We start from the raw sequence: 20,363 nt of genomic DNA, 5'->3' as shown, positions 1-20,363 counted from the left end.
GGGGGAAGCTTTGGCCCGGACCGATCCGGCGCAACGCGCAATCTGTAAGCACTGTAATGACAACATGAGAGTCTGATGAGACCACAACAGCAAGGTCGCCGCCAGCGCAATCGCAACAGTGGCGGGGGCAATCGGCGTAACCAAAATCCGCTTTCCCGCAATTACGAGAGCAACGGTCCGGACGTTAAGATCCGCGGCAACGCGCAGGTAATCGCCGACAAATACGCCACGCTCGCCCGCGACGCGCTTTCGTCCGGCGACAACGTGATGGCGGAGAACTATCTGCAACACGCCGAACACTACAACCGCATCATCATGGCGGCGCAGGCCCAGATGCAGGCGCAGCGTGAGGAACGCGGCCAGTCCGACGATCAGGACGGCGACAACAGTGGCGACAACAACGCCGACAACGGATCGGATGACGACGATAACCGCGAGAAGCAGGAAAAGCGCCGCGGCCGCGAAAAACAGTCAGCCGATTCCAAGCCGAACGGCGATGCCCGCGAAAACGGGCAGGATGCTTCCGAGGCGCCGCAGCCGGTGATCGGCGAAACGCCGGTCGAAGTTACCCTTGAGGAACAGGAACAGGCCGCATCGGGCCAGGCGCGCCGCAGCGCGCCGCGCCGACCGCGCAAACCGCGCCGCACGAAGGAAGAAACCTCTTCCGATGGCGAAAGCGCCGGTGACAAGCCAGCCGAGGAAAAAGCCGCCGGAAACGGTGAATCGGTCGCCGCCGAGGCCTGATCCCGCACCGGGAATACGTAAATTTCAAGAACCCGCTTCGTTCGCGCGAGGCGGGTTTTTCTTTGTCCTCCGGTTCCCCTTTTTTTCGAGGTCGTCAGTCACCATATCCGTCTAGACCAGTGGTTTGCCGCTTGCGGGAACCCGTCAAAGATGAACCGGCCAGTGCTCAGGAGAGGCTGCCCGGACGATTGGAGACCAAAATGAACTTAGAGAAGTATTCCGACCGCGTTCGCGGTTTCATCCAGTCCGCCCAGACTTTCGCGCTTGGGCAGGACCACCAGCAATTCACGCCAGAGCACCTTCTGAAAGTGCTCGTCGACGATTCCGAGGGCTTGGCCGCGTCGCTGATCGAACGCGCCGGCGGCAAGGCGAAGGATGTCCGTCTCGCTATCGAGGCGGCGCTCAACGCCCAGCCGAAGGTGCAGGGCGGCAACGGCCAGCTCTACATGGCCCAGCCGCTCGCCAAGGTGCTCAACACCGCCGAGGAAATCGCCAAGAAGGCCGGCGACAGCTATGTCACGGTCGAGCGGCTCCTGCTTGCCATGGCGATGGAGAAATCGGCGAAGACCGCCGAAATCCTCTCCAAGGCCGGCGTCACGCCGACCGGGCTCAACCAGGCAATCAACGATATCCGCAAGGGCCGCACCGCCGACAGCGCGTCTGCCGAAGAGTCCTACGACGCACTGAAGAAATATGCGCGCGACCTGACGGCCGATGCCCGCGACGGCAAGCTCGATCCGGTGATCGGCCGTGACGACGAAATCCGCAGGACGATCCAGGTCCTGTCGCGCCGCACCAAGAACAACCCTGTTCTGATCGGCGAGCCCGGCGTCGGCAAGACCGCCATCGCCGAGGGCCTGGCGCTGCGTATCGTCAATGGCGACGTGCCCGAAAGCCTGAAGGACAAGCAATTGATGGCGCTCGATATGGGCGCGCTGATCGCCGGCGCCAAATATCGCGGCGAGTTCGAGGAACGCCTGAAAGCCGTTCTCAACGAAGTGCAGTCGGCAGCCGGTTCGATCATCCTGTTCATCGACGAGATGCACACGCTTGTCGGCGCCGGCAAGGCCGACGGCGCGATGGACGCGTCCAACCTGCTGAAGCCCGCGCTTGCGCGCGGCGAATTGCACTGTGTCGGCGCGACCACGCTCGACGAGTACCGCAAGCATGTGGAAAAGGACGCCGCGCTTGCCCGCCGGTTCCAGCCGGTCTTCGTCGAGGAGCCGACAGTCGAGGACACGATCTCGATCCTGCGCGGCCTCAAGGAGAAATACGAACAGCACCACAAGGTGCGCGTCTCCGACTCCGCTCTGGTTTCGGCAGCGACCCTGTCGAACCGCTACATCACCGACCGCTTCCTGCCCGACAAGGCGATCGACCTTGTCGACGAGGCCGCGTCGCGCCTGCGTATGCAGGTCGACTCAAAACCCGAGGCGCTCGACGAAGTCGACCGGCGCATCATGCAGCTCAAGATCGAGCGCGAGGCGCTGAAGCGCGAAAAGGACGATGCCTCGAAGGATCGCCTCTCGAAACTCGAGAAGGAACTGTCCGGGCTCGAGGAGGAATCCGACAGCCTGACGGCGACATGGCAGGCCGAGAAGGAAAAGCTCGGCACCGCCGCCGACCTCAAGCGTCAACTTGACGAGGCGCGCAACGAGCTTGCCACGGCGCAGCGCAAGGGCGAGTTCCAGAAAGCCGGTGAACTGGCCTATGGCCTGATCCCCGATCTGGAACGAAAGCTCACCGAAGCCGAACAGCGCGGCGAAGGCGATGCCGGCTCGATGGTCGAGGAGACGGTCACGCCGGATCACGTCGCCCACATCGTCTCGCGCTGGACGGGCGTGCCCGTCGACAAGATGCTCGAAGGCGAACGTGACAAGCTGTTGCGGATGGAGGACGAACTGGCCGAGCGTGTCGTCGGCCAGGGCGAGGCCGTTCAGGCCGTCTCCAAGGCAGTCCGCCGTGCCCGCGCCGGCCTGCAGGATCCGAACCGGCCGATCGGCTCGTTCATCTTCCTCGGCCCCACCGGCGTCGGCAAGACGGAACTGACCAAGGCGCTCGCGGACTTCCTGTTCGACGACGAGAACGCCATGGTGCGCATCGACATGAGCGAGTTCATGGAGAAGCACTCCGTCTCGCGCCTGATCGGCGCGCCTCCCGGCTATGTCGGCTATGAGGAAGGCGGCGTCCTGACCGAGGCGGTCCGGCGCCGGCCCTACCAGGTGATCCTGTTCGACGAGATCGAGAAGGCCCATCCGGACGTCTTCAACGTGCTGTTGCAGGTGCTCGATGACGGCCGCCTGACCGACGGCCAGGGCCGCACGGTGGACTTCAAGAACACGCTGATCGTCATGACGTCGAATCTCGGCGCGGAATATCTCGTCAATCTCGGCGAGGATCAGGATACCGACAGCGTTCGCGACGAAGTCATGGGCGTTGTCCGCGCCTCGTTCCGGCCGGAGTTCCTCAACCGCGTGGACGAGGTCATCCTGTTCCACCGGCTCAAGCGGGTGGAGATGGGCCGGATCGTCAAGATCCAGCTGCGCCGGCTGGAGGATCTTCTGGCCGATCGCAAGATCACGCTCAAGATGGACGACGCCGCCATGCAGTGGCTCGCCGAAAAGGGTTACGACCCCGCCTATGGCGCACGCCCGCTCAAGCGCGTGATCCAGAAGGAGGTGCAGGACCCGCTCGCCGAGATGATCCTGTCCGGCGAAATCCTGGACGGCTCGACCGTCAATGTTCTGGAAGGCTCGGACCGGCTGAATTTCCGGCCCGCCGCCGTCCAGCAGGATCAGGCGGCGTAAGGCTGCGATAACCATCCCGACCCGGCCAAAATCGGCCGGGTCGGCCATTTTCATGCCCACATTGTATAAAATTCTGGGTAATGAAGGGACACATTCGCTTGCGGGACATTGATGTCGCGTGAACCGTTTTTCCATGGTCCCGGGAATCCCCCAATGAAACGCCTCGTCCTCCTCGGCTTGCTCTCGATCACGGCAGCGGCAGCCACCATGTCCGCCCATGCCGAAACCGCAGGCGCGCCGCCGGAAGCCGCCCGATACCAGGTCGCGCAATCCGATGTCGGATTTTTCGTCGACAGCCATGGCCGTCGCGTCTACTTCGACCGGCAGACCAATCGCATCATTGCGGTGGAAGAGCCGCAGCCCCTGAAGGGACTGCTGGAGCGCGTCCTCCCGCCGCTTGCCGCGACCCCGCGCGACGACAGCAACGATTTCCCGCCCGCGCCGCAGACGCCGCCGCAGCCCCGGAACTTCCCGGGAACAGCAGACCCGATCCCCGCTCCCGAAACGGTGGAGCGCGCGCCTCTCGACGAAAGATCGCCCGGCGACGGAAATTCGCGTATCCGCAGCCTCGATGAATTGCTGGCGGAGCAGAACCCGGATGCGCCCGCACGGATAACCCCGCCGGATGCGCAGGCGCCGCAGTCCCGGGTCGTCCCGGCCCCGGACGCCGGAGAAACGCCGGCGGCAAATACCAAAACCGCCGCCATGCCGCGCCCGGAACCGAACATCCCTTCGAAAGGACCGGTCGTCGTCAAGCTCCAGGTCCTGCTCGACCGTCTTGGCTATTCGCCCGGCGTGATCGACGGCCAGATGGGCAGCAATGTCAGGAAGGCCGTCGCCGCTGCCAGCCAGGTGACCGGCGTGGCCTATACGGTGGTGGACGAAGCGACGCTGGATGCGGAACTCGACCGCACCGGCGGCCCGGCCTTCGCGCAATATGTCATCACGCCCGAGGACGTCGCCGGCCCGTTCGCCGAGTCCATCCCGACCGACTACGCCGAAAAGGCGAAGATGCCCGCCATGTCCTTCACCTCGCCGGCGGAAATGCTGGCGGAACGCTTCCACATGGCGCAGAACTATCTGGAACAGCTCAATCCCGATGTGAATTTCTACCGCGCCGGAACGACCATCCGCGTCGTCGCGGTCGGCCAGAACGTCGAGCGTTCCGTCGCCCATATCGAGGCGGACAAGGCGAACGAACAGGTGCGTGCCTATGACGAGGCGGGGCGTCTGATCGCCGCCTATCCGGCCACCATCGGCTCGTCCGACACCCCCTCGCCGTCCGGCCTGGTACAGGTCGATCGCGTCGCCATCGATCCCAACTACACCTACAATCCGAAGGTGAATTTCGTTCAGGGCACGAACACCAAGGTGCTGACGATCCCGCCCGGCCCCAACGGCCCGGTCGGCTCGATCTGGATCGCCCTGTCGAAACCGACTTACGGAATTCACGGCACGCCGGAACCCGACCGAATCGGCAAGACGAACTCGCATGGCTGCGTGCGCCTGACCAACTGGGACGCGGCAGAACTGGCAAGGCTTGTCACCAAGGGCGTCACCGTCGAATTCATCGACTAGGCTTGCATGCCGCCATCGTCTAGCGTCTCCCGGATGGACCTCGACGCCTACAACACATTCTGCGCCAGCCTTCCGGCCACGACCCATGTCGTGCAGTGGGGCGACGCGCATGTCTGGAAGGTTGGTGGCAAGGTCTTCGCCATCGCCGGCTGGAGCGCGGGCGACGATCTGGCGGTCACCTTCAAGGTGAGCGAGTTCGCCTTCGACATACTCCGCGAACAGCCGGGGCTGCGACCGGCGCCCTATCTGGCGTCGCGCGGGATGACCTGGATCCAGCGCGTGTCCGACGACTCGATGGATGACGATGCGCTCAAGGATTACCTGCGCGAAAGCCATCGCATCGTCGCCGAAAAGCTTACCCGCAAGCTGCGTCGGGAACTCGGGTTCGACCAGTCTCGCTAGGTATCGCACCGCAACATTCCTTGTTTACATTGCAGCGCAGCAATCGCAGAATACGGAAAAACAGCGGCGACAACTCTGCGAGACAAGAAAATGACGGGAAATATCAAGACGATAGGCGTCATCGGCGCCGGCCAGATGGGCTGCGGCATCGCGCAGGTCAGCGCGACGGCCGGTTATGATGTGAAACTCAACGACATCTCGCTCGAAAACGCCGAAGCCGGCAAGGCGAAGATCGTCGAGGCGATGGACCGGATGGTCGACACCGGCAAGCTGGACAAGGCCGACGCCGATGCCGCCGCCGCGCGGATCATGCCCGTCGGGAAACTCGAAGACCTCGCCGATTGCGACCTCGTCATCGAAGCGGCGAGCGAGAAGGAGGCGGTCAAGCGCGAGATCTTCTCGAAGCTCTGCCCGGTGCTCAAGCCCGAGGCCATGCTGGCTTCCAACACCTCCTCGATCTCGATCACCCGGCTCGCGGCCTCCACCGACCGGCCGGAACGGTTCATGGGCATCCATTTCATGAACCCGGTCCCGCGCATGAAGCTGGTCGAACTGGTGCGCGGCATCGCCACCGAAGACGTGACCTACGAGGCCTCGAAAGCCTATGTGGCGACGCTCGGCAAGACGACGACCGTTTCGGAGGATTTCCCGGCCTTCATCGTCAACCGCATTCTTCTGCCGATGATCAACGAGGCGATCTACACGCTTTACGAGGGTGTCGGCTCGGTGGAAGCGATCGACACGGCGATGAAGCTCGGCGCCAACCACCCGATGGGTCCGCTGGAGCTTGCCGATTTCATCGGCCTCGACACCTGCCTGTCCATCATGCAGGTGCTGCATGACGGGCTGTCGGATTCCAAATACCGGCCTTGTCCGCTTCTGGTGAAATATGTCGAAGCCGGCTGGCTCGGCCGCAAGACCGGGCGCGGCTTCTACGATTACCGGGGCGAAACGCCGGTTCCGACGCGCTGATTTTCCAAAATCTAATGGGAGGCCCCGCTTGGTTCGTGGGGCAACAAGAACGGCCGCGAGACCTCCCGCCACCGAAGGTGGGTGCGCCCCCGCCCCCGGCAAGCCCGGTCTAGCAAAGCGGCCCGATCCAGACTGTGCGATTTTGCACAGACCGGTCTCCGGCGCAGCGCTTGCCCGCCGACGCCACGATGCATATGACGGTCGGTGACAACCGAGGATATCCGCATGCAGTTCGAAGGCACCGAAGCCTATGTCGCCGAAAAGGACCTGACGGTCGCCGTCAATGCCGCGATCCGGCTCGAAAGGCCGCTGCTCGTGAAGGGCGAACCCGGCACCGGCAAGACCGAACTCGCCAGGCAGGTCGCTTCCGCGCTCGGCCTCGACCTGATCGAATGGCACGTCAAGTCGACCACGAAAGCCCAGCAGGGCCTTTACGAATATGACGCCGTGTCGCGCCTGCGCGATTCGCAGCTCGGCGACCCGCGTTTCGAGGACATCTCCAACTACATCAAGCGCGGAAAGCTCTGGGAGTCATTTACCGCCGACCGCAAGACCGTGCTGCTGATCGACGAGATCGACAAGGCCGACATCGAGTTTCCGAACGATCTCCTGCAGGAACTCGACCGCATGGAGTTCTTCGTCTACGAGACCGGCGAGACGATCCGCGCCGAGCACCGCCCCATCGTCATCATCACCTCCAACAACGAGAAAGAACTGCCCGACGCCTTCCTGCGCCGGTGTTTCTTCCACTACATCAAGTTTCCGGACATGCAGACGCTGCAGGCGATCGTCGACGTGCATTATCCGGGCATCAAGCAGACCCTCGTCAACGCCGCGCTGACCCAGTTCTACGAAATCCGCGAGGTCGCCGGGCTGAAGAAGAAGCCATCGACCTCGGAAGTGCTCGACTGGATCCGCCTGCTCGTCGCCGACGATGTCGAGCCGGAAACCCTGCACGGCAACGCAAAGAACGCGCTGCCCAAGCTGCATGGCGCGCTGCTGAAGAACGAGCAGGACGTGCATCTCTTCGAGCGGCTGGCGTTTCTGGCGCGGCAGCGCGGCGGATAACGCAAAGCCGGTCGCGGATCTCCGGGCAAGCGCCGCCGTCGCCGCGCACCGGTCCCGGGCGGGCGTTCGGGCAAACCGAAAACCATGCGCGGGATATCATGACGTGTTCCACGCCTCGCGCGCGAGGGAATGACACTCGTGCAGCACCGCCTCGACTTGCGTCTTCGGCCTGCGTTTCCAGCCGGGCGGACGGCCCGTCCGCAGGACGCTCCAGCGTCGGGGGCGAGCCCGGCTCATCGTCGCGGACGATGCGGGATCGCGGTATCGCCGCGCGCGCCAGCGGGCAAGCCGCAGCGCCGCGCCCTCCAGGTCCTGCAACGCCCCCTCCAGCGCCCTGATCCGGCGGCAGAGGCAGCCCGCGCCAACCGGCTCGCCGGGCGGCGGCCCGTCCCCGGCGTCATCGACGGAGGTGGTGACGAGATCCTCGGGCTCGATCCACGGATAGGCGGGACGCTTGAACGGGTCGAACAGCGAAAAGGCCGGAATGGCATCGTCTTGCGCGGGATCGGCAGGCTTGCCTCCCGTCTCGCTCCCTCCGGCTTCGCGACCCGCTTGCCGGCTTCCCCTCGACGCAGTGGCGGGTGGAGTGGAAATCACCGCCAGTTTGCAGGCCGCCATGAGGATCAGCCGCCGCGCGGCATATTCCGCCGGGCGCAACAGGCTGAGGATGCGCCGATGCATGAACCGCGGCAACACGGTGACCGTTTTCCCCGTGCGGATGCCCGCCATGACGAAGAGCGTCGTGACGACACTGATCAGATCGTCACGGTTCTTCTCGATCGCGCGCGCCCAGTTGAACGCCATGCCATGTATCTCCGCCAAAGGTTCGGACTTATTGTGGCGGGGTGTCCGGGGCGGTGGATGAAAAAAGCCAAGGCCGGAGGGGCAAATGCGGGTGGCAAAAAAGGGGTTTGAGTGAAGGGCCGCGGGACTCGGCTGTGCTGTCAGCGATGTTGCGCCCCAAAGCGGATTCTCCGGCGCCGGCCGCGAAAACGGCCGCTTCTGACCCGAAGCGGACATCCGCAGCCTGAAAATGGGCCTGGCATCACCAGTTTCAGAACATATCACTCCTTGCCTTGGCTGATCCTTCGAATTGCGCACAAAAACAGCGCCGCTCTGGCAAACCCTATCGGGCACTTGACTGACCGACCGTCGGTCAGTATGAATCTCTGCAGAAGGAGACACCATGGCGCGCATCACAAAGCCACCGGAGGAGCGGCGGTTGGAAATCATCGAGACGGCTGAGCGGCTGTTCAAGGAACTCGGCTACAGCAACTGCCCGGTGGAGACGATCATCCGTGAAATCGGCGTCGCCAAGGGCACCTTCTACCATTACTTCAAGTCGAAGCAGGAGATCCTGGGTGCGATCGTAGACCGCGCGCTGGGCCTGATCTTGGAGCAGGCGCAAGCAATTGCGGACAACCCCTCGCTGACCGCCATGGCAAAGATGGAGATGCTGTTGGCGGACAGCCATGTTGGCGACGACAGCACCCGCGACCTCGCCGAGATGATGCACCTGCCCGAGAATCGAGAGCTGCACGAGATCACCAACATCGAGACCGTGCTGAAGCTTTCGCCGATGTTCGCGACGATCGTGGAGCAGGGAAACAGCGAAGGCGCGTTCAGTGTAGATCGCCCGTTGGAGACGGTCCAGTTCCTGCTGACCGGGGCGCAGTTCCTGACTGACGGCGGGCTGTTCCGCTTCAGCGAGGGCGAAATCCGCGCTCGGCGCAGTGCGACCCAGACGATCGTCGAACGCTCACTGGGCGCCGAAGCCGGCAGCTTCAGCTTCATGAATCCCGGGTCGGAACTCCCGGATGACTAGTGACCGCGCCCACCGGCGGCGGCTAGCCGCGTGCACCCGCAACGCCATTCAAACCAATTCCAGGAGCCAAGACCATGCAATCCCCAAGCAAACGGACTTCAGTCCACATCATCCCCTCATCTGCGCTGGTGGCCCAGTTCGTGATCACCTTCGCGATCGCCTGGAGCATCATCGGCAGCTACATCCTGATCCCAGACACCGTGACGGCGCTGTTCGGCGAGATCAGCGGCAGCCATCCGCTCTATTTTCTCGCAACCTGGGCGCCAGGCATTGCCGGGGTAATTGTGGTTCTCGCCTACGCAGGATCGAGCGGACTGCGTGCCTTCCTGGGACGACTTCTGCTCTGGCGATGCGCGCCGGTGTGGTGGTTGTTCATCCTGGTGGGCATTCCGCTGGTTTATATGGCCGGGTCGGCTCTGAAGGGCGGCCCGCTGCTCTCGCCTCTGCCACCGGGCGGGCTCGGCCCAGCGTTCGCCTTCCTTGGGATGATGCTGTTCCTGGGACCGATGGAGGAGTTCGGCTGGCGCGGCGTGGCGCAGCCGATCCTACAGCGGCACATGGCCCCTATCTGGGCGGGGGCGCTGATCGGCGCGACCTGGGGGGTCTGGCACCTGCCAGCCTTCTTCCTCGCCAACATGGTTTTCACCGACTGGAATTTCCTGCCGTTCTTCATCGGCAACGTGACGCTCGCCATCCTGGTCACCCCCATCTTCAACAGCGCACGGGGAAGCCTGCTGCTGCCGATGCTGTTCCACTGGCAGTTGATCAACCCGTTCTGGCCTGACGCGCAACCGTGGGACACATGGATTCTAGCCGCAGTCGCGGCAGCGGTCATCTGGTGGAAGCGCGACAGCCTGTTTTCGCGCGAAGGCGCGGCGACGGAGATCATGCCGACCGCCGCACCCGCCGCATCCCTTTCGGCAGGAGCGTGACGGCGATGTGGTTCCGACGCTCCCTAGTCGCGGCGTGCTTCTGGCTTTCTGTGGCAACTCCGGTTGCGGCCCAGGACCGGGCGGACCTCGCAGCGTCGCTAAAGCAGACACTGGACGAGTTCCGTGATCGTTACGAATTCCCCGGTGCCACTGCAGCCATCGCGCTGCCCGATGGGGAGGTCGTCGTCGCGTCGACCGGGCTCGCCGATGTCGAGGCAGACAGGGCAATGACGCCGGAGACACCAATGTTGGCGGCAAGCATTGGCAAGATGTTTGTTGCGGCGACGTTGCTCGCACTCGAGAACGGCGGACAGCTTTCACGGGACGACCTGATCGCCGAACATCTCGGCGACCGAACGTGGTTCGATACGCTGCCCAACGGAGATTCGATCACCATCGGCCACCTGCTTCGCCACCAGTCAGGTCTGCCGGACCATCCGCACCTGCCTGAGTTTCAGGCCGCGCAGGCGGCGCGGATCGCAGCCGGCGAATCAAGCTTCGCACCCGACGAACTGGTGGCGTTCGTCCTAGCACAACCCGCCCTCTTTCCGGCCGGAGCGGGCTGGGCCTACACCGACACCGGCTACATCCTGCTCGGCCTCGCGATCGAGGCGGTAACGGGACGCCCCTACTACACGGTCGTCCGCGAAACGCTGCTCGATCCGCTGGGGCTGGACGCCACGACCCCTTCCGATCGACGAGACATCGAGGGGCTCGCCGTTGGCTACACCGTGCCTGACAATCCATTCGGCCTGCCCCGACGGACAGCGGACGCGGCGGGGTGGCTGGTCTGGGACCCGGCGGTGGAGTGGACCGGAGGGGGGTTCGCCACGACGTCGGGCGACCTCGCGCGTTGGGGGCATGCGCTTTTCGGCGGCGAGGCTCTCGATGCGCCCTATCTCACGCGTATGCTCGACGGGGTGCCTGTTGCGCCCGATGCACCCGGCATCCGCTACGGGGCCGGCGTGGCGATCTACACGAAGACGCCGCACGGCCCTGTTTATGGGCACGGCGGCTGGATTCCCGGTTACGTCTCCAGCCTGCGCCACTACGCCGATTTTGGCGTGAGTGTCGCCTTCCAGATCAACACGGACGCCGGCATCGTCGACGACACAAACGATCTAGTGCCCGCGCTGGAGTCAGCGTTGGCCGAGCTTGCGTCGGCGATGGTTCGATAGGCTGCTACATCCGAGCCATGGCTGATGCTGGCACATAGCGGACATTTTGCCATACATCCGATGATGTCCGTTCACGGCCCTATTCGAGACGCGGCCATCCCTCCCCCCAAAATCACTGACCTCGTCCCCTTTCGGGCATATCCAGCTGTCCGTAGTGATTTGGCCGGCCGGCCAGTCGCACTTCGAGCACCGTCGCCGGAATGGCCCGCTGCCGGTTTTTCGGACACGAGGTTGGGCCAACATGATTTTATCCTCGAACTCGATGGAGCTCAGATAGCCCGGCGTCGAGTGTCTTCGCCGAAGGGTGCAGAAGCGCTCGGTTGAACGCCATGCCATGTATCTCCGCCAAGGGTTCGGGCGATTGTGGTGGGGTGTCCGGAGCGGCGGACAAAAAACGCGAAGGCCGGAGGGGGACCCGGGTGTGTTGTCGGCCGTATTGCACCCCATGTGGGTCGTTTAGCCCCTTCGGATCAGCGCTGCTTGGCTGCCGTAAGCGCAAGGACTGCGAACGCAACCAGGCGCAATAATCTGACGGTCAGTGCGGCGCCTCGGGCGGGCGACAGGATACAGGCAAGCCGTATCGACAAGAGGAACTTTCCGTGGCGCTGGTCGTTGGGGGACTGACCAGACCAAAGGAGTCCGACATGACAATGAATTCGCTCAAGGACATTTACCTCGACCAGCTTCAGGACATCTGGAGCGCGAACACCCAGTCCCTGCCCGTCGTGACCGAACTGGGCCGCGCCGCCCAGGACGAGGAATTATCCGAGGCGCTGATCGATGGCGGCAACGGTATTGCCGATGGCATCGCCGAGATAGAAAAGCTGTGCAACGACCACGGCATCAAGCCCAACGCGGAGCACTGCAAGGGTATGGAAGGCCTCGTGAAAGAAGCGCGCAAGCATGGCTTGTCCGACGAGATCACGGACGCCGACGTGCGCGACGCCGCCATCATCCCGCAATATCAGCGCATGGTCCATTATGCGCTCGCTGGCTACGGCACGCTGGCCGCCTTCGCCAACCGCCTCGGCCTGGACGGTGACGCGGCGGTTTTGAAGAAATGCCTCGATCAGACCTATGACGGCGACCGCCGCATGACAGCGATCGCCGTTAAGGGCGGAGTCAACAAGGACGCCGCCGCCTGAATTCTGTCCGCACCTGGCAAACGGGGCCGTTCGAGAGTTCGCGCGGCCCCATTCGAGACGCGGCCCCATCCTCCCAAAACACTGACATCATCCCGTTTCAGGCATAACCAGCTGTCCGTTGTGATTTGGCCGGCCAGTCGCTCTTCGAGCATCGTCGCCGGAAAGCCTTCGAGACGAATTGCGCCGCTCAACCGGCCTGTTTCGTTTTGGCGGGTTGCTCCTCAGGCTGCAAGGTTTTCGCAGTCATGGTTTGAAACACCCGCGAATGCTGCATGACGCGGTTTCGGCCGCTTTTCTTGGCGCCGTAGAGGGCGATGTCCGCCATTTTCAGGAGGTCCGACGCCGACAGATCGTCGACCCCCGCCGGAATCGTCGCGACACCCAGGCTCGCCGTCACGATTCCCGCGTCGCAAGCGCCATGCTCGATCCGCGCCGCTTCGACTGCCGCGCGCAGGCCTTCGGCAAAAACGATGGCGCCGTCTTCATCGGTGTCGGGAAGGATGACGCAGAACTCCTCTCCCCCATAGCGCGCCAGCAAGTCCGAACCGCGCCTGATCTGCGATCTCAGAATATTCGCCACGCGCTTGAGGCAGATGTCGCCTTCCGGATGACCGTGAAAGTCGTTGAAGGCCTTGAAGTGATCGACGTCGAGTATGATCAGGCTGACCGGGCTCCCGCCGCGTTTGCCGCGCGAAACCTCGCGCTCGAGATACTCGTCGAACGCCCGCCTGTTCACGATGCCGGTAAGCGCATCGGTCCTTGCGAGCGTTTCCATCTCGCTGACAAGGCCGGAGAGCTTCTGCTCGGTCAACCGCATGTCGGTAATGTCGGACACGACGGACAGCGCGCCCAGATTGTGAACCACCCTCGTCCGAGCCATGACCGTGCGGCCATCGAACAGACGGATTTCCTCTGAACCGCCCCGCTTCATGCCCTGCACGACGTCCCGGATCCAGCCCTCGACGTCCTCATGAGGAATGTCGAGCTGCTCGCGACGCTCCGCCGCGGCGCGCAAGATGGCCGTCAGTTCGGCGCCCGGAACGCGGACGTCCCGCGTCCGCGAGAAGAATGCGTGATACTGATCGTTGCAGTAGACGAGGCGGCTTTCCCGGTCGAAGAGCGCCACGCCGTCCGTCATTTTCGACAGGATCGAAACCAGCAGGCGCCGGTCTTCGTGCAGTTGAAGTTCCGCCTCGACGGCTTCCGTCACGTCCCGCGTAATCCCGACCAGCCCGATGACCTGTCCATCGACATCGCTCACCGGAACTTTAGTCGTTTCGAAGACGCGCGTGTCGCCGGAGGGCAGGTCGACGGTCTCGCGCGTATCGATCCTGTTGTCGGGACTGGTCATCAGATCCTGCTCGGCCGCGAATAATTGCCGTGCCCGTTCCGGTTCGAGATCGAAATCCGACTTGCCGGCCAGAGTAGACTTCAGCTCCGAATCATGATGCGCGGCGACGGCCTTGTTGACCGCGACAAACCGGCTCTGGCGATCCTTGACGTAGAAGTAATCCGGCGCCTGCCTGATCGCCGCCAGCAGGAGAGCGCGCTCCCTCAGGCGAAGTTTGCCATGCCAGACGGCAAAAACGACAAACAGCATGCCAACGAAATTCAGGCCCATCGTCAGCAAGACCGTCCGGCCCATCGACGCATCGAGAAGATCCGCGGGAAGCATGAAAACAGCGATATTCGGCAAGGTCGTTGCGGCGAAGGCTACCAGCAGGGCGCGCGGCGCGAACTGGCGAAAGGTCCAGCGGAACGGCAACCACCGGTAGGCGGCGATACCGATCAGGGCCGAGAGCAGGATGCCGACGGTTCCGGCAAACCAGCCCGCGCCGCCTTCGATGATTCGGAAGGAGATCGCGGCCAGGGCGGCGATGACGCCGACAATCGGCCCTTCGAGAAAGGCACCAGTCGCGAGCAAGGCGAACCGAAGATCGAAGAGAAGGCCATCCTGCGTCCGGACCGCCATCGCCATCGTCGCAATCGAGCCCAACCCGACCAGAATGCCCAGGGCGACCACCCTTTTGCCGTGAGTGTGCCGCACAAGGGCCTCTTTGGCGAAAAACCAAACCGACACAAAAAGTCCGACAACCGCCAGATTGGCAATCAGGCCATGGATCATATCATTGGTCCATATTCAGTACGTTTCCGGTTCACGATAGCCACCAAAAGGAAAAAATTCCATAACGCTACGTAAGGGCGAAATCCTTTACTCCGGCACCCATCTTACCGACAGATTGACGCCCGTCGCCGCCGGCACTACATTCCGCCGCGTGGTGATTTGGCCGGCCGGCTTGCAGCCACGTAAAAAAACTCGCTAAAGGGCCGAGACGACAGTCAGAGGACGTCCCGACCGGTAGCGTTGTTTCGCGGCCGGTTTTTTTGTTTGAGTGAAAGAGCAAGGCCATGCCGATCCGTATTCCAGACCAGCTTCCCGCCCGCGATATTCTCGTGCGCGAGGGCGTTATGGTCATGGACGACACGACCGCGCTGCGCCAGGACATAAGGCCGCTGCAGATCGGCCTGCTCAACCTGATGCCGAACAAGATCAAGACCGAGACCCAGATCGCCCGGCTGATCGGCTCGACGCCGCTGCAGGTGGAACTGACGCTGGTGCGCGTCGGCGGCCATCAGCCAAAGAACACCTCGGCCGAACACCTGATCTCCTTCTACCACACCTGGGACGAGGTGAAGCACCGCAAGTTCGACGGCTTCATCATCACCGGCGCGCCGATCGAGACGCTGCCCTTCGAGGACGTGACCTACTGGGACGAATTGCAGCGGATCCTCGACTGGACCGAGACCAATGTGCATTCGACCTTCAACATCTGCTGGGGCGCGATGGCGGCGATCTGGCATTTCCACGGCGTGCCGAAATACACGCTTCCCAAGAAGGCCTTCGGCGTCTACCGCCACCGCAACCTGAAGCCGGCCTCGCCCTATCTCGCGGGCTTTTCCGACGACTTCCAGATTTCCGTCTCGCGCTGGACCGAGGTGCGCAAGGACGACATCACGCCCGACATGGGGCTGGAAGTGCTGATGGAATCGCCGGATACCGGCCTCTGCCTGATCTCGGAAAAGAAGTGCAACCGGCTCTACATCTTCAACCATGTCGAATATGATTCGACGACGCTGGCCGAGGAGTATTTCCGCGACGTTGAAAACGGCACGCCGATCGGCGTGCCGGTGAACTATTTCCCGGAAGACAACCCCGACAACAAGCCCCTCAACCGCTGGCGCAGCCACGCCTTCCTTTTGTTCGGCAACTGGATCAACCAAGTCTACCAGACGACGGAATACGACCTTTCCGAAATCGGGAAGCACCGCGATGTCTGACACGCCTGAAATCCGCCCGCTCGAACGCGGCGACGAGGCCGAGTGGCGCCGCCTGTGGACCGCCTATCTCGAGTTCTATGAATCCTCGGTGCCCGAAGAGGTCTACGTGTCGTCTTTCGAACGCATGCTGGCCGGCAATGGCGGCGCGCCGAACGAGTTTCGCGGCCTGATCGCGCTGGTCGGCGGTAAGCCGGTCGGGCTCGTCCATTACCTGTTCCACCGCCACGGATGGAAGATAGAGAATGTCTGCTATCTGCAGGATCTCTATGCCGACCCGGAGGTGCGCGGCAAGGGAATCGGCCGGGCGCTGATCGAGGCGGTCTACGCCGCCGCCGATGAAGAGGGCTGCCCGGCGGTCTACTGGAATACGCAGCATTTCAACGAGACGGCCCGCAGGCTCTACGACCGGATCGGCAAGCTCACGCCCTTCATCAAATACGCGCGCTGACGCCCGATTGATCTTCTTGCGTCTTTCGCCGACACTCTCCCCGGCTTCGGGGAGGGACTGGCGATGCCGGATCAACGCAAGAATTCGACCACCATCGTCCTGCTCGCCGTCTGGGCAGGGCTGTTCATCTGGTCCTTCATCCAGTTCTCGATCACCGAACCGACGGGCGACAGCTTCACACGCGGCCTGAACCGCGTGACCGGGTTCCTCGGCTGGCAACTGGCGGCGGGGCTCGTCGCCGTTCCCGTCTTCTTCCTCGGGCGCGGCCATCCGCGCGGCTCCGGCTTGCGATGGGCAAGCCGCCTTCCGGCCGCCGCGGCCCTCGCGCTGGTGCTGGCGATCGTCGGCTTCATCGTCTGGGGCAACAACTTCGCCTAGGGCGGCTTCAGCCCTCCTGACGCGCCAGCCACCACGTGGTGTTGTTGCCGTCATCGATGCCGCCGCGCCGGTCTCCGTCGGGCTTGAGTTCGAGCGGCTGGACGATCGTGCCGCCTGCATCGAGCGCCCGCTGGAAGGCTTCCCCCACATCGGCGCAATAGACATGGATGCTCGCCTGCGGCCCCTCCGGCATCTCGCCCATCATCACCACCGTATCGTCGATGCGCGCCTCGGCATGCATGATCGAGCCGTCATCGCGGCGATGAAGCCTTAGCGGCTCCGCGCCGAACACGGCCTTGACGAAATCGAGCGTCTTCTGCGCATCGGGAACGATCAGATAGGGCGACAGGCTGGTGTAGCCGGCCGGCTTGTAATCGGACATGGGGTTCTCCAATCTGCGAATACACGGTGAGACTAGCACGCATTCCGTCCTCGATGACACGTGCAGACATCAGCGCCAGCGCCTTTCAGAGCCAGCCATCATGTCGTGTTGTTGCCATCGCTACACAGGCCCGCTCTATCGAGGGACAGCATCACGAATTTTTCTTGGGGGCTACATCTCGGGCGGCGCGCAAATGGCATGTGCCCCACCATGGAACTCACACGCGAATGCGCGAATAGCATCGGTTACACCCGGCGTCCTTGCTATATATAACACTTCTACTGTCAGTAAAAAAGATAAAACCAGAATAAAGCCTCTCCTGATAGGCTGTATTAAAATAAATGCTATTGCTATATATAAAACCCCAGCAACCAATAGTCCATAGGCAATCTTATTATCTCGATAATATAAAAGAACAATATAATAATATAGAAAAAATCCAGAAACTACAGAAATTGTAACTCCAATTATTTCCAATGACCTTCCGAAATAATAAGTGATTTTAGGGCCAAATTTATTATATAAAAATTCTGCACCACTATATTTTCCCGCATAATAAGCAATATGAGGCGATTTTTCGATTTTTTCGGGCAGCCACCACCAATAATATAGATTTCCAGCTATTCCAACAGGCGCCAATGAAACCGCAAATAATATTGCTCTCGCCTCAACCGGTCCTACTAGATTAAATGGAAAAAAATTGGGCAGGATACCGGCGATCCAAGCTGTTGCCTTCTCCCAAGAATAGATGGCTGCGTGAATTACGGCCAATACCTCATTCGATGGCAGGTCAAAAATCTTCGAGGCAAGAGTGATGACGCAAAGTGCCGCGACGATACCGCGCACCCACCAAAAACGCTGGATCCAAGGACGGACAAATTCGGCTAACTGTTCCAAGTTCTCGCCCCATAAAGCGACAACACAACTCAGGCGTAAGCCCTAGCTATCGTCGAGCACACAATAGATGATTCGCGCCGTCTCCAGAAAATGCACGATACTACTCTGATAATTCCAACCTAGGAGACTCAGCCGTTGTTAGATGAATTCAGACCCTTTTCAGTCCGCAGTTTATCAGAACGGCCTCGACGTCTCCTTGATGACACATGCAGACACAGACGATAGAAACGGGCCATGTTCATTCCCTTCTTCCTCGAACTGAAAGCCGCCAAGGTGCCGGTGTCGCTGCGCGAATATCTTTCGCTGCTGGAAGGGATGCAGGCCGGGCTCGTGACCTATGATGTCGAGGGGTTCTATTTTCTCGCGCGCGCGGCGCTGGTGAAGGACGAGCGCCATATCGATCGCTTCGATCAGGTGTTCTCGCGTGTCTTCAAGGGGCTGGAGGCTGTCTCCGGCGAAACCGGCGTGGATGTCGCCAACCTGCCGGAGGAATGGCTGCGCCGGCTGGCCGAAAAACACCTGTCGGAAGAGGAAAAGAAGCTGGTCGAATCGCTCGGTGGTTTCGACAAGCTGATGGAGACGCTGAAGGAGCGCCTCAAGGAACAGGCGGGCCGCCACCAGGGTGGCTCGAAATGGATCGGCACGGCCGGCACTTCTCCCTTCGGCGCCTATGGCTACAATCCCGAGGGCGTGCGCATCGGCCAGCATGAAAGCCGGCATCGCCGCGCCGTGAAGGTCTGGGACAAGCGCGAATTCCGGAATTTCGACGATTCGGTCGAGCTCGGCACGCGCAACATCAAGGTGGCGCTGAAACGGCTGCGCCGCTGGGCGCGGCAGGGCGCGCATGACGAGTTCGACCTCGACGGCACCATACAGTCCACCGCCGAGCACGGCTATCTCGACGTGAAGATGCGCCCCGAGCGGCGCAACGCGGTGAAGCTGGTCATGTTCTTCGATGTCGGCGGCTCGATGGACGACCATATCCGCGTCGTCGAGGAACTGTTCTCGGCAGCGCGCGCCGAGTTCAAGCACATGGAATACTACTACTTCCACAATTGCCTCTATGAGAGCGTGTGGAAGGACAATCGCCGCCGCCACGCCGAGCGCATTCCGACCTTCGACGTGCTGCACACCTACGGCTCCGACTACCGCGTGGTCTTCGTCGGCGACGCCGCGATGAGCCCCTACGAGATCGCCATGGCCGGCGGCTCGGTCGAGCACTGGAACGACGAGGCCGGCGCGGTGTGGATGCAGCGCGTGCTGGACAAATTCCCCAGGACGATCTGGCTCAATCCCGAGCGCGAAGACCGCTGGCGCTACACCCAGTCGACGCAGATGCTCAACGAGATCATGGGCGGACGCATGTATCCGCTGACCCTGAAGGGGCTGGACGAGGCGACGCGGGAATTGTCGCGCTGAGGCACCCCCTCACGCGGTCACCAGAAGCGTCATGCCCGACAGGATCACGGCTGCCCAGAAAAGCCGGGGGCGCAACCGTCCTTCGCCGAGCAACAGGCTGCCCGCGAGTACAGTCAGCAACACGCTCACCTCGCGCATAGGCGCCACATAGGCGACCGGCGTGAATGTCAGCGCATAGAGCACCAGGATATAGGCCAGCGGGTTGAAGATCGCGATCACGACAACGCCGCTCCGATGTTCGCGCCAATGCCGGCGGACGAGCGCGCGATTGCGGTTGGCGACCGGAGCGAGCAAGACCGCGCGCCCGACGCTGGAGACGTAATCCAGCAGCAAGGGCGGAACCAGCAAGGCGGACACCGCATAGGCATCCCAGGCAGTGTAACTGCCGATCAGGAAGCCCGCGCCAAGGCCGAACAGAAGGGAGGCGGAAAGGTTGTCCGCCCGACGCCTGATGCCGCCTGTCAGCATCAACACTCCGAAAATGACGATCGCCGCGCCGGCCGCCATGAGGGGAGTGACCGTCTCGCCGAGGAACAGGACTGCGAATGACGTCGACAGCACTGGCCCTGTCGCGCGTGCCGTTGGGTAGACAAGCGAAAGATCGCCTTTGCGGTAACCCGTCTGCAACAGGAGAAAATAGCCGAGATGCAGCATGGCGCTTCCCGCAATGAACGCGAGTTGCGCGATGCCGAACGCCGGCTTTTCGACAATGACGATTCCGATGGCGACGGGAAAAAAGATGATGATCGACAGAACCGAAAACAGCCAGATCGGGATTGCCAAGTTGATTACGGCTTTGCGTGAGGATAGGCGATCATTATGAGAACTCCACCAACAATGCCGCGCCTG

General features: G+C 62.2%; 19 protein-coding genes and 1 riboswitch. Of the genes, 14 read left to right on the top strand and 5 right to left on the bottom strand.

Features of this window, described 5'->3' with window-relative positions; all coding sequences use genetic code 11:
• Window positions 1-75: 75 nt before the first annotated feature.
• From LC343_RS15785 to LC343_RS15760, 6 genes are all read left to right on the top strand, one after another.
• Window positions 76-744 (top strand): DUF4167 domain-containing protein, encoded by a 669-nt coding sequence (locus LC343_RS15785; RefSeq protein ID WP_223478133.1) that lies wholly within the window; start codon window positions 76-78, stop codon window positions 742-744.
• A gap of 200 nt (window positions 745-944) precedes the next feature.
• Window positions 945-3,551, top strand: a complete 2,607-nt coding sequence (gene clpB / locus LC343_RS15780) for an ATP-dependent chaperone ClpB (RefSeq protein WP_223478132.1) — start codon at window positions 945-947, stop codon at window positions 3,549-3,551.
• Window positions 3,552-3,704: 153 nt separating this feature from the next.
• Window positions 3,705-5,129, top strand: coding sequence for a L,D-transpeptidase family protein (locus LC343_RS15775; RefSeq protein ID WP_223478131.1), 1,425 nt, complete (start codon window positions 3,705-3,707; stop codon window positions 5,127-5,129).
• 33 nt (window positions 5,130-5,162) lie between these two features.
• Window positions 5,163-5,531, top strand: coding sequence for an MmcQ/YjbR family DNA-binding protein (locus LC343_RS15770; RefSeq protein ID WP_223478329.1), 369 nt, complete (start codon window positions 5,163-5,165; stop codon window positions 5,529-5,531).
• A 90-nt stretch (window positions 5,532-5,621) separates the two neighbouring features.
• Complete coding sequence (locus tag LC343_RS15765; protein ID WP_223478130.1) at window positions 5,622-6,503, top strand: 3-hydroxybutyryl-CoA dehydrogenase; 882 nt, start codon at window positions 5,622-5,624, stop codon at window positions 6,501-6,503.
• Window positions 6,504-6,728: 225 nt separating this feature from the next.
• Complete coding sequence (locus LC343_RS15760) at window positions 6,729-7,571, top strand: AAA family ATPase (protein ID WP_223478129.1); 843 nt, start codon at window positions 6,729-6,731, stop codon at window positions 7,569-7,571.
• Window positions 7,572-7,667: 96 nt separating this feature from the next.
• Here LC343_RS15760 and LC343_RS15755 read toward each other — a convergent pair whose 3' ends face one another.
• Window positions 7,668-8,375, bottom strand: a complete 708-nt coding sequence (locus LC343_RS15755) for a hypothetical protein (RefSeq protein WP_223478128.1) — start codon at window positions 8,373-8,375, stop codon at window positions 7,668-7,670.
• 382 nt (window positions 8,376-8,757) lie between these two features.
• On the opposite strand from LC343_RS15755, the gene LC343_RS15750 reads away from it, so the two are divergent.
• The 4 genes from LC343_RS15750 to LC343_RS15735 all read left to right on the top strand — a co-directional run bounded on the left by LC343_RS15750 (window position 8,758) and on the right by LC343_RS15735 (window position 12,651).
• Window positions 8,758-9,396 (top strand): TetR/AcrR family transcriptional regulator, encoded by a 639-nt coding sequence (locus LC343_RS15750; RefSeq protein WP_223478127.1) that lies wholly within the window; start codon window positions 8,758-8,760, stop codon window positions 9,394-9,396.
• Between the two features lie 74 nt (window positions 9,397-9,470).
• Window positions 9,471-10,328 (top strand): CPBP family intramembrane glutamic endopeptidase, encoded by an 858-nt coding sequence (locus LC343_RS15745; protein ID WP_223478126.1) that lies wholly within the window; start codon window positions 9,471-9,473, stop codon window positions 10,326-10,328.
• 50 nt (window positions 10,329-10,378) lie between these two features.
• Window positions 10,379-11,506, top strand: a complete 1,128-nt coding sequence (locus LC343_RS15740) for a serine hydrolase domain-containing protein (protein ID WP_223478125.1) — start codon at window positions 10,379-10,381, stop codon at window positions 11,504-11,506.
• Between the two features lie 644 nt (window positions 11,507-12,150).
• Window positions 12,151-12,651, top strand: coding sequence for a ferritin-like domain-containing protein (locus LC343_RS15735; protein ID WP_223478124.1), 501 nt, complete (start codon window positions 12,151-12,153; stop codon window positions 12,649-12,651).
• 187 nt (window positions 12,652-12,838) lie between these two features.
• Here LC343_RS15735 and LC343_RS15730 read toward each other — a convergent pair whose 3' ends face one another.
• A complete protein-coding gene (locus LC343_RS15730; RefSeq protein WP_223478123.1) occupies window positions 12,839-14,698 on the bottom strand; it encodes a diguanylate cyclase in 1,860 nt (619 codons plus the stop codon).
• Window positions 14,699-14,917: 219 nt separating this feature from the next.
• Window positions 14,918-14,995, top strand: a riboswitch (SAM riboswitch).
• A 65-nt stretch (window positions 14,996-15,060) separates the two neighbouring features.
• Between LC343_RS15730 and metA the strand changes: the two genes are divergently transcribed.
• From metA to LC343_RS15715, 3 genes are all read left to right on the top strand, one after another.
• Window positions 15,061-15,990 carry a homoserine O-acetyltransferase MetA gene (gene metA / locus LC343_RS15725; protein WP_223478122.1) on the top strand — a complete coding sequence of 310 codons (930 nt, stop codon included), beginning with the start codon at window positions 15,061-15,063 and terminating at the stop codon, window positions 15,988-15,990.
• On the top strand, window positions 15,983-16,438 hold the full coding sequence (locus LC343_RS15720) for a GNAT family N-acetyltransferase (RefSeq protein WP_223478121.1): 456 nt from the start codon (window positions 15,983-15,985) through the stop codon (window positions 16,436-16,438). The genes metA and LC343_RS15720 overlap by 8 nt, the downstream gene beginning before the upstream one ends.
• A 63-nt stretch (window positions 16,439-16,501) precedes the next feature.
• Complete coding sequence (locus LC343_RS15715; protein WP_223478120.1) at window positions 16,502-16,816, top strand: hypothetical protein; 315 nt, start codon at window positions 16,502-16,504, stop codon at window positions 16,814-16,816.
• Window positions 16,817-16,823: 7 nt separating this feature from the next.
• Here LC343_RS15715 and LC343_RS15710 read toward each other — a convergent pair whose 3' ends face one another.
• Together LC343_RS15710 and LC343_RS15705 are read right to left on the bottom strand one after the other, a co-directional pair.
• Entirely contained in the window at window positions 16,824-17,198 is a 375-nt protein-coding gene (locus LC343_RS15710; RefSeq protein WP_223478119.1) for a VOC family protein, read from the bottom strand.
• A gap of 171 nt (window positions 17,199-17,369) precedes the next feature.
• The gene (locus tag LC343_RS15705) at window positions 17,370-18,095 is read right to left on the bottom strand and encodes a hypothetical protein (RefSeq protein WP_223478118.1); all 726 of its coding nucleotides are present in this window, start codon (window positions 18,093-18,095) and stop codon (window positions 17,370-17,372) included.
• A gap of 234 nt (window positions 18,096-18,329) precedes the next feature.
• Between LC343_RS15705 and LC343_RS15700 the strand changes: the two genes are divergently transcribed.
• The gene (locus LC343_RS15700; protein ID WP_223478117.1) at window positions 18,330-19,514 is read left to right on the top strand and encodes a vWA domain-containing protein; all 1,185 of its coding nucleotides are present in this window, start codon (window positions 18,330-18,332) and stop codon (window positions 19,512-19,514) included.
• 9 nt (window positions 19,515-19,523) lie between these two features.
• Here the strand turns inward: LC343_RS15700 and LC343_RS15695 are convergent, their stop codons facing one another.
• Entirely contained in the window at window positions 19,524-20,297 is a 774-nt protein-coding gene (locus tag LC343_RS15695; protein WP_223478116.1) for a DMT family transporter, read from the bottom strand.
• Window positions 20,298-20,363: the final 66 nt, after the last annotated feature.

The sequence above is a fragment of the Oricola indica genome, assembly GCF_019966595.1.
Classification (GTDB): domain Bacteria; phylum Pseudomonadota; class Alphaproteobacteria; order Rhizobiales; family Rhizobiaceae; genus Oricola; species Oricola indica.
This window is presented reverse-complemented; position numbering and strand designations above follow the sequence as displayed.